General features: G+C 73.5%; 8 protein-coding genes. 6 read left to right on the forward strand and 2 right to left on the reverse strand.

Annotated elements, in window-relative coordinates; all coding sequences use genetic code 11:
* The first annotated feature begins 56 nt into the window (after window positions 1–56).
* On the forward strand, window positions 57–1589 hold the full coding sequence (locus AB0J80_RS36495; RefSeq protein WP_364714170.1) for a hypothetical protein: 1533 nt from the start codon (window positions 57–59) through the stop codon (window positions 1587–1589).
* Here the strand turns inward: AB0J80_RS36495 and AB0J80_RS36500 are convergent.
* A complete protein-coding gene (locus AB0J80_RS36500; RefSeq protein ID WP_364714172.1) occupies window positions 1534–3699 on the reverse strand; it encodes a hypothetical protein in 2166 nt (721 codons plus the stop codon). The genes AB0J80_RS36495 and AB0J80_RS36500 overlap by 56 nt on opposite strands.
* A 132-nt stretch (window positions 3700–3831) precedes the next feature.
* Between AB0J80_RS36500 and AB0J80_RS36505 the strand changes: the two genes are divergently transcribed.
* A complete protein-coding gene (locus AB0J80_RS36505) occupies window positions 3832–4221 on the forward strand; it encodes a tetratricopeptide repeat protein (protein ID WP_364714174.1) in 390 nt (129 codons plus the stop codon).
* Between the two features lie 9 nt (window positions 4222–4230).
* Window positions 4231–4515: a Smr/MutS family protein gene (locus AB0J80_RS36510; protein WP_364714176.1), complete on the forward strand. Its 285-nt coding sequence runs from the start codon at window positions 4231–4233 to the stop codon at window positions 4513–4515.
* On the opposite strand, the gene AB0J80_RS36515 is transcribed toward AB0J80_RS36510, so the two are convergent.
* Window positions 4512–6890, reverse strand: coding sequence for a M28 family peptidase (locus AB0J80_RS36515; protein WP_364714178.1), 2379 nt, complete (start codon window positions 6888–6890; stop codon window positions 4512–4514). The genes AB0J80_RS36510 and AB0J80_RS36515 overlap by 4 nt on opposite strands.
* A gap of 39 nt (window positions 6891–6929) precedes the next feature.
* On the opposite strand from AB0J80_RS36515, the gene AB0J80_RS36520 reads away from it, so the two are divergent.
* The 3 genes from AB0J80_RS36520 to AB0J80_RS36530 all read left to right on the forward strand — a co-directional run.
* Window positions 6930–7277: a hypothetical protein gene (locus AB0J80_RS36520; RefSeq protein ID WP_364714179.1), complete on the forward strand. Its 348-nt coding sequence runs from the start codon at window positions 6930–6932 to the stop codon at window positions 7275–7277.
* Between the two features lie 210 nt (window positions 7278–7487).
* On the forward strand, window positions 7488–8645 hold the full coding sequence (locus AB0J80_RS36525; protein ID WP_364714186.1) for a fused response regulator/phosphatase: 1158 nt from the start codon (window positions 7488–7490) through the stop codon (window positions 8643–8645).
* Window positions 8642–9591 (forward strand): CHASE3 domain-containing protein (locus AB0J80_RS36530; RefSeq protein WP_364714181.1); only part of this gene is annotated, 950 nt, incomplete at its 3' end. The genes AB0J80_RS36525 and AB0J80_RS36530, both read left to right, overlap by 4 nt.

Raw genomic sequence — 9591 nt, forward strand, 5'->3', positions numbered from 1 at the left:
AGCACAATACTCCGCATAATTCCCGCGTTGTGTCGGGCGGGTGAGCGGAGGAACGGGTGCGACTGCGCCGTATCGCGGGTGCCCTCACGGCACTGGTCCTCGCCGCGGCTCCCGCCTCACCGGCTGCCGCGCAGGGGGCGTACCCGCCCGGCGTCACGGCGGACACGCTGCGGATCGCCGCGGCGGGCCCGGCGCAGGTCGCGGCCGGAGGGGCCCACTCGTGCGTCACCACCAGCGTCGGTGACGTGTACTGCTGGGGCGACGACTCGTCCGGCCAGCTCGGCGACGGCTCCAGGGCGCACGAGCCCGGCCGGCCGGTGCTCGCGATGCACGACGCGGTGCAGCTCGATGCGGGGCGGGCGCACACCTGCGGCATCAGTGCGGACGGGGTCGCGTACTGCTGGGGTGACGACTCGGCGGGACAGCTCGGCGACGGCGGGAACACCGACCGGGAGGCGCCCGAACCGGTACGGGCACTCGCCGGCCGCACGCTCGTCGAGATCGCCACCGGCGCCCGGCACACGTGCGTGATCGACGACGAGGGATCCGTGTGGTGCTGGGGTGACGGGTCGCGGGGGCAGCTCGGCGTACCGGGCACGACCGGGACGGCCACGCCGGTGCGGGTACCGATGACCGGCCCGGTCGTCGACATCGCGGCCGGGGGCGACTCCACGTGCGCGGCCACCGCCGGCGGAGTGGCGTACTGCTGGGGCCGTGACGGTGACGAACCGGCCGCGCTCCGGACCGGCGACAAGGTGCGTCAGGTCGCCGTCGGTGGCGGCGCAGGACCCTGTGTGCTCGACGCGGACGGCGTCGCGACCTGCTGGGCGCCGAGAGCGACGACCATCGGACCGCTCACCGCGATCAGCGCCGGCGGGCAGCAAACCTGCGGCATCGACCGCGGCCGACGGGCGTCGTGCTGGGATCGCGGCGGCCGCAGCCCCCTCGACGGCGGCCCTGTGGTGGCGATCGACGCAGGTGCGGACCACGCCTGCGCGATCGACGACCAGGGGTACACGTCCTGCTGGGGCGCGGGACACGACGGTCAGCTCGGTACGCGGACCACGTCGCTGTCCGCCGTACCGGTGCGGGTCGAGGGTCTGCCGCGACCACCCGCCGCGGCGACCGGCATCCGGGTGCGTGCCCTCGACGGCGGCCTGCGGGTGTCCTGGCGTCCGCCGGCGGACCTGGGCAGCGGGCGGTTCGAGTATCTCTGGGCGACGACCGCCGGGCATGAGTCCGGATGCACATTGCGCGCCGCCGCAGCGACCGGGTGCGAGCTGCGGAACCTGCACAACGGCCAGGACTACGACGTCGCCGTGGTGGTGAAGACGAGCGACGGTGTGACGGTCAGTGACTTCGTCACGGCGGCACCCTCCGCGGTCGCCCCGGAGCCGTCGGGGGCGGTCCACGCCCTGCCCCGGGAGCTGCAGCCGGGTGCGGACGGCGGCCTGCCGGTGACCGGGCTGAGCCCCGTGGCGCTGGTCTCCATCGGCACGATGCTGCTCGGCGGCGGCCTGGTCGCCCTGCTGGTCAGGAAGCCGTCACCGCCAGCGCCGCGTCGCGGAACCGCTCGGCACCGTCCTTGAGCCGCTCGGTGGCGTAGACCCGGTTCCAGTTGGTCCAGGTGACCCGGCCGACCGCCTGGTCGGTGCCGGACGCGGAGACGCTCACGGCCACGCCGGGGGCCGCCTGCAGCGTCAGCTTCCGCGCGACCGGCACACCGACCATGTGCTTGGACGGGTCGGCGAACCCGAGCATCGCCCACGGCACCCGGACCACGAGGTCGTCGCCGTCGCGGTACCAGAGGGCGCGGCTGTCGTCGGCGGGGCGGCCGTAGCGCAGCGACCCGGCGTTCTGCAGCTCGGCGGGGAGCCGCTCGCCCGTGGACGGGATCCGCAGGTCCCGGTTGACGACCAGCTCGAAGCGGCGCCAGCCGTCCGGGGCCGGGCCACGCAGTCCGGCCGGGACGGCATAGTCGAGCGGCATCGGGTCCAGCTCCTGTCTCAGGTACGCCTGCCCGCCGCGCGCCACGAGGTCCAGGACGAAGGCGGCGTCCGCCTCCTGGTTGCCGGTCCCGGGCGCGGGCCTGCCGGTGAGCCCCGGCAGCACGTCGAAGCCCAGGGTCAGGGCGCCCGGCGGCGCGGCGCCGAGGCGGACGCGCAGGTGCACGTACGACTCGTCGACCTGTGCGGTGACCCGGCGGGCCGGCCAGGCGGACTCGTCGTCGACCAGGTAGGCCGGGCCGGCGTCCGGCGGACCCGCGGCGTCCATCGCGATCAGCCCGAAGTGCTGCTCGTTGGTGAGCGGGTCGTGCCACAGCTGGCGGCGCTCGCCGTCCTGGTGGGCGATGGTGTTCCAGGTGAACTTGAACCACTCGTCCGCCCACGAGAACAGGAAGCCGCCCGCCAGCCCCTGATCCTTGATCAGCCGCAGCAGCTCCGCGTCGATGCGCATCGCCTCACGTTCGCTGTGGTCGCCCTGCGAGCGGCCGAGCGGGCTGTTGTGGGCGGACCCAAGCGACGACGGTACGCCGAACTCCGTGACCACCGTCGGCATCGCTCGGTGGTGGCGGCGCAGCGCGGCGAGGTAGCCCGCGTACGGGTCCGCCCGGCCGCCGTACCGGTACGCCTGCAGCGCCGGCTCGTGCCGCTGGAAGTCCGGATAGTACGGGTACGCGTGGTAGCTCGCGAACGTCCCGCCGGGCCACGCCGCGGTCGGCAGCACGTGGTTGGCGTCGAGCTGGAATAGGTCCTCCTGCTCGAGCGGCTCCTCGGGATGCCGTAGCGGGTCGGTCGTCGGCCAGTTCACGAAGGCGATGGGCTGGCTGAGGCCCTGCGCCACCTCGTAGCCGGCCAGCTCGTCCATCCGGGCTGCCAGCCACCGCTCGGTGGGGGAGGCGTCCGGCGTGCTGCGGAAGTACCGGCCGCGGGTCGCCGGGGCGTCGCGGTTGCGCCGGTCCGAGCGGTCGGAGGCGTACGGGTCCAGCTCGACGCCGATGATCCACCCGGCCAGCCATGGCGTGACGTCGGCAATCCACGTGCCGCTCGACCGCCCGGCGCGGGGCTCCCGGGCGAGCCGGCCCCGGACCGCCGCACTGGCGTCGCGCAGCTCGTCCTTGAAGGCCCGGGTGACCGCCGGGTCGTAGAGGTCCTGTTTCTCGATGTACGACTCGTCGGGGAAGTAGACGCCCTGCATCAGGTACAGCGGCCGGTCGGGGTTGGCGCGGTTGTACCGGGCCAGCTCGGTGTAGAAGGCGGGCGGGTGGATCGTGTAGATCCGGACCACCCGGATTCCGAGCCAGCCCATCGCCGCGAACCACACCCGGTACTGCTCGGGGCTGATCGCCAGCTCACCCGGCAGATGCCCCGGTGTCGTGCTGCCCAGGTTGATGCCCGGCAGGAAGGTGACGTCCCCGCCCTCGGTACGCAGCGCCAGCGTCTGCCCCCGGGCGACCGCGACGCTCGACAGCCCGCCGCTTCGCCGCGGCGCGGGCGCCCACGACGGCCCGGCGGGCGGCGCCCCCACGGCCTGCATGCCGGGTATGGCGAACGCCGCGGACCGGATCTCGGGCCGCGGGGCCGCCCCGGCCAGGAACAGGCACATGGTGAGGGTCACGAGCCCGATGGCGACCGCCTTGATGCGCCCGAACCGGGGTCGCGGCGGGGCCTCGACCAGGTGACGCGGGAAGTCGCCCACCCCGGCATTCTCCGTCCTGAGGGTTGCAATTTCGGGCGAATTGTCGCCAATCCGGGGTCGGGGAACACTCGCCGTTCGGCGCGAGTTGTGCCAGCGTTGGCTATCGGCGGCGCGAGCAGGGGGTGCGGATCCGTGGATCTTCTCGAGGAGTACCGCAGGGCCACGTTCGTCTTCGAGTCCGGCGACCCGCTCGGCGCGGCCAGGATGTTGGAACCGATCGTGGAGGCGGAACCGCACAACACCGCCGTCCGTCAGCTGCTCGCCCGCGCCTATTTCAACTCGGCGCAGCTGGCCGGGGCGGAAACCCAGCTCAGAGCGCTGATCGACCATGATCCATCGGATCACTACGCGCACCACGTGCTCGGCCGGACCCTTGAACGGGCCGGCCGCTTCCGTGAGGCGCTGCCGCACCTGCGGCTGGCCGCGGCGATGAAGCGGCACACCGACTACGAGGACGCCCTGCGCCGGGTCGAGGCCTGGGTCGGCAAGAACGGCGGTCGCAGCTCGAGCGGCGCTGAGTAGGCTGCGGACGTGAAGCTCAAGCTGGATCTCCACGACATCTTCAACAAGGGCACCGAGATCGACAAGGCGCTCCGCGGGATCATCGACGAGGCGATCCAGAAGAAGGCGACCCTGGTCGAGATCATCCCGGGCAAGGGGAGCGGGCAGCTCAAGAAGAAGGTGCTGCGCTTCCTGGACCAGAAGGAGATCAAGCAGCTCTACCACCGCGTCGAGAAGGACGGGGACAACTGGGGGCGGCTCTTCGTCCACTTCCGGTTCGACGCGCCGACCGGCCGCCGGGGTCGCGGCCGCTAGAACGTGTAGGTCTTCGCGACGGCGAGCATCTCCGAGCTGTGCGAGCCGACGACTCCCACGTCGGCCGGGCGGACCCGGAAGCCCGGCACCGCCGACAGGCCGTCGCTCGCGTCCATCGCCCGCAGTTTCAGCGGTGCCGTGGCCGGCACGGTCAGCGTCACGACGACGCCGGTCGGCGGCGGGGCGTGGAAGACGAAACCGAAGCCCCAGACGCCGCCGGCCGTGCGGTCGGTGGCAACGGTACGGCCACCGACGGTCGCGGACGCCACCTCGGCGGCGGCGCCCACGTGCAGCGTCACCAGGCGTACCGGGCGCCGCGGGAGCAGCCGCAGGGTCACCGTGCGACGGTCGCCGGCCGTGGTGTCGGCGGTCTTCGTCAGCTCAGGCGCGGGCAGCGACGCCGGCTCGGCGGGACCCGACAGCAGTTCCTGGGCGCCGAACGCGGGCAGGGTGTCGGTCACCGGGGCGGGGTCGTCGCCGACGTACTGAGCGGTCCAGTCGCTCGGGGTGTGCGACGCGCTCAGCCAGCGGGCCTGACCGGTGTCGGCGTCGAGGGCGTACATCAGGTGAGTGGGGGCGGGGTGGGCGCGGTCGAAACGGTCCGCGACGAGCCCGGCGGCGGTGCAGGCGAGCAGGGCGAGGGTGGCGGCCAGCGCCGGGAGAGCGCCGCGGCGGCGGGCGCTCAGGGCGCCGACGCCGCGCTGACCGCCGGCCTCGGGGTGGATCAGGTCGAGGACCGGCAGCAGTGCGAGGGCCAGGAGTACGGCCAGGAAGGCGCCCGTGCCGGCCAGCGCCATGCCCATCGCCGGGAAGAACATGACCAGCGTGGGAAGGAGGACGACGACGGCGGCCGACGTCCCGAGCGTCACCGCGGCCACGGCCGTCCAGCCGCCCCGGAGCAGCACGGCGACGACTCCCGCGACCGCGCCCGCCAGCGCCGGTAGCGCGGTGAGGTAGGAGCCGCCGGGCGCCACCGCCGCGAGTACCAGGCCGAGCAAGGCCAGCCACGCCAGGCCCGCGATCGCCAGGGCGGCCGGGCCCAGGCGGCGGCGCAGGAGGGCGTACCAGGCGCTGACCACGGCGAGTGTGAGGGCCAGAAGGGCGAGGCGGTACCACCCGGGACGGTAGGGGTCGATCGGCATTTCCGCGTACCCGGGACGGATGATTTTCAGCAGAATCCAGAGGAGCTGGGCGAGGACCGGGACCGCGAGGACCGGCACGAGGGTCAGCGCGGTCGCGGCCAGCTGGCGGCGTGCCGTCGCCAGGCCGCGTCGCCGGGCCACCCAGCCGAGGGCCAGGACCGCCACCAGTGCCGCCACCGCCAGCGGCCACGTCCAGGAGCCCGGATAGTGGGCCAGCCCGCCCGGCACGGGGAAGTATGTGGCGTCGCCGCCCGAGCGCAGCGTCGCGAGATCGCGGTCACCGAGGTCGCGGGTGAGGGCGAGAACCGTCTCGCCGTGGTGCTGCAAGCTGTCGCGGCTCATCGAATCCGGCGTGTCCACCGGGGTGTGGTAGACCGCCGCACCGTCGATGTACGCGCTGTTCAGGCCCGTGAAACCCCGCTCGCGGAAGGCCGTGAAGTCGGTGTCGTTGGGCAGCAGCCGATAGATCTCGACCGCGAACGAGGTGCCCACCGGGTGGGGGACCCGGGCGAGGGCACCGACCAGGCCCGCGTTGCGCTGCGAGGTCTCGAACACGATCGCCGGACCGCTGCTGCCGCGGGCCTCGAGGTTGAGCACGACACCGCCCTGCCGGGCCAGCGGATGCTGGTCCACGAAGGCCTTCGCCCCGCACAGGCACGCCTCCTCGGCGTCGGTCAGCACGAGGACGAGATCGTTGCGCAGCGCGGGACCGCCGGACAGGGCACGCGCCGCCTCGAGCACCGCCGATGTGCCCGCCGCGTCGTCGTTGCCGCCCGGACCGGTCTGCACCGAGTCGTAGTGCGCGACGAGGAAGATCCGGCCGGTGGAGGCCGTGCCGGGCCGCAGGGCCACCACGTTGCGGACGCGGGCCAGGCCCATGCCGCCCGCGCTGGAGGACAGGTCGCCGCCCTGCGTGGTGACGGTGTCCTGCACCTCGGTGTCGAATCCGAGGCCACGCAGGGTGGTCACGATGTGCTCGCGGACCACGTCGTTGGCGGAACTGCCGGCCACGTGCGGACCGGCCGCGATGGTGCGGACGTGGGAGAAGGCACGGGCCGCGCTGAACTCGCCGGCCGGGGCGTCCGCGGGCCGCTCGGCGGGCGGGCGCACCGGCTGCAGCGCCAGGAAGCCGACGACGATCAGCAACCCGGCCGCTGCCATGGCCGCCCAGCCGCGTCGCGCCGGACGGGTCAGTGCCCGGTCCTCGGCCTCGACGCTCGGCACGCCCCCCATGCCGAGCGATCTTACGGTCCGGTGGCATAACTTTGTCCCGTGACAGCCCCGCTCGATCCCGCCGCCGTCGTCGCCGAGTTCGTCGAGCGGGTGGCCCCGTACGACCCGGCACCCGAGGCCGGACCGGTGGCCGTGCTCGGGGTGCGTACCGCCCTCGGTGAGGCGACGTTCCAGGTCGGCGACCACGTCGTCCGCGCGATGTGCCGGGCCCTCGAGGCGTACCGCGATCCGGAGGACCGGGGGCCGTGCGTGGCGTGCGGCGGCCGCCGGCTCGACGAGAACCTGCACTGCCTCGACTGCGGCCGGCTGCACGGCATCCTCGGCGAGGTCATCGCCCGGCACGCCCGCCGGGTGGCGCAGGACCCGTCGTACGACCCGTCCGCGTGATCACGTTTTCGTCACGCACCGTGGCTGCGGGCGGTTCCGCCGTGCCCGGTGTTGTGCGCCCGCGACCCGTGATGGACGATCAGCGGGTCACGCCCGAAGGAGTCCAGCCATCAATCGTCCCTGCCGCGCCGGTGCCGCCGTCCCGCGTACCGCCTACGCGACGTCGGGCGGGGTGGCGCCGTGACTGAAGTGCGCACGCCCCGGCCCGTGATGGCGCCGGAGCGGCTGCGGATCCTGCTGGTCGAGGACGACGAGGGCGACGCTTTCCTGGTGCGCGAGCTGCTCGCCGAGGCCGGCGCGTCGTTCGACCTGGAGATCGCGACCAGCCTGCGCGAGGCCCGGACCATGATGAGCGGCGTCCAGTGCGTCCTGCTCGACCTCGGCCTGCCCGACGCGGAGGGCATCGACGGACTGCGCAAGCTGCTCGGCGTGGCGGGCAGCGCGGCCGTCTGCGTGCTGACCGGGCGCTCCGACGAGCATCTCGGTGTGCAGGCGGTGGCCGAGGGCGCCCAGGACTACCTGGTCAAGGGCCAGGTCGACGGCGTTCTGCTGGTGCGCGCGCTGCGGTACGCCGTCGAGCGCAAGCGCGCCGACGAGAACGCCCAGCGCCTGCGCGAGGTGGAGCTGCGCCAGGCCGAGTCGGCCCGGCTCGAGCGCGGCCTGCTGCCCCAGCCGCTGATGCAGACCACCGAGGTGGCCGTCCACACGTTCTACCGCTCCGGACGGGCCATGGGCCTGCTCGGCGGCGACTTCTTCGACGTCGTCCAGGCGGGCGAGAACAAGCTGCACGTGATCGTGGGCGACGTGTGCGGGCACAGCGTCGACGAGGCGGCGCTCGGGGTCGAGCTGCGGGTCGCGTGGCGGGCGCTGGTCCTCGCCGGGGTGCCGGAGTCCCAGGTTTTGGCCGCCCTTGAGCAGGTGCTGATGACCGAGCGGCGGGCTCGCGAGGTCTTCGCCACCGTGGCGATGGTCTCGATAGACCTGGCCGGCAGCCGCGCGACCGTACGCCTCGCCGGCCATCCCCCACCCGTGCTGCTCTCCGGCGGCAGCGCCGTTCCCGTGCCCGCGCGGACGGGCATCGTGCTCGGCGTACGCCCCACTCCCACCCCCGCGACCGACGTGGAGTTCGCCGGCGATGACTGGTCCCTGCTGATGTACACCGACGGACTGATCGAGGGCCACACCGGCGTGGGCAACGAACGGCTCGACGTCGAGGGCCTCTGCGGGCTGCTCGGCGAGCCGGCGGCCAAGGGCGTCCCCCTGGCCGCGCTGCCGGCCTGGCTGGTCGGGCGTGCGGACCAGGGCAACGGCGGCCCGCTCGCCGACGACGTCGCGATGCTGCTGATCTCGCGAGGCGGTGGCCGGTGACTTTCCTGCGGGTGAGCGCCTGGACGATGCGTCGCCGCGTCCTCGCCCTGTGCGTGACCGTCGGCCTGCTGCTCGCCGCGCTCGGGGTGTTCGCGGCGATCACGGCCACGAGCAGCAACAACCAGCTGGACGACATCGTCAACCGGGCCAGCCCGATGCGAGCCGCCGGTGAGCGGCTCAACACCGCCGTGGTGGACCAGGAGACCGGCATCCGCGGGTACGCGATCGCCGGCAAGGACGCGAACCTGAAGCCCTACCGGGACGGGCTCGCCGCCGAACGAGGCGAGATCGCGGAGATCAGAAAGCTGCTGCGCTCCACGGCGCTGGACGACCGGATCCGGGCGGACCTGGCCGAGGTCGAGCGTCGCTCGCAGGCATGGCATGGCGCCGTCGCCGAGCCGATCCTCAACGCCGTCCGCACGCAAGGCCCCGAGGCGGGCCGGGCGCTGGTGGAGGCGGGCAGCACCACGGAGTTCAACGCGCTGCGCGACGCCATCGAGCAGATGCAGGCCGACATCGGCGTGCTGCGGGACCGGTCGGCGAACGCGGCCAGGGACGCCAGCAGGCGCATGGTCGCCATCCAGATCGCGGCGGCCGCCATCATCGTCCTGGCCGGCGCCGCGCTGATGCTGCTGCTCGACCGGATGGTGAGCCGGCCGGTGACCGAGCTGGCGGCGCAGGTGCGCGCGGTCGCCGCCGGTGACTACGACCGGCACATCGAGAGCTCCGGCTCGCCCGAGCTGCGGGAGCTGGCCGCCGACGTGGACGGCATGCGCCGGCAGATCGCCGCCGAGCTGGCCGAGGTCCGCGAGGCGCGCCAGCAGATCGAGTGGGTCAACGACCAGCTCAAGGCGCAGGCGGACGAGCTGACGCGGTCCAACCGGGATCTGGAGCAGTTCGCGTACGTGGCGTCGCATGATCTGCAGGAGCCGTTGCGGAAGGTGGC

This window comes from Actinoplanes sp. NPDC049548, assembly GCF_040676695.1.
Taxonomy (GTDB): domain Bacteria; phylum Actinomycetota; class Actinomycetes; order Mycobacteriales; family Micromonosporaceae; genus Actinoplanes.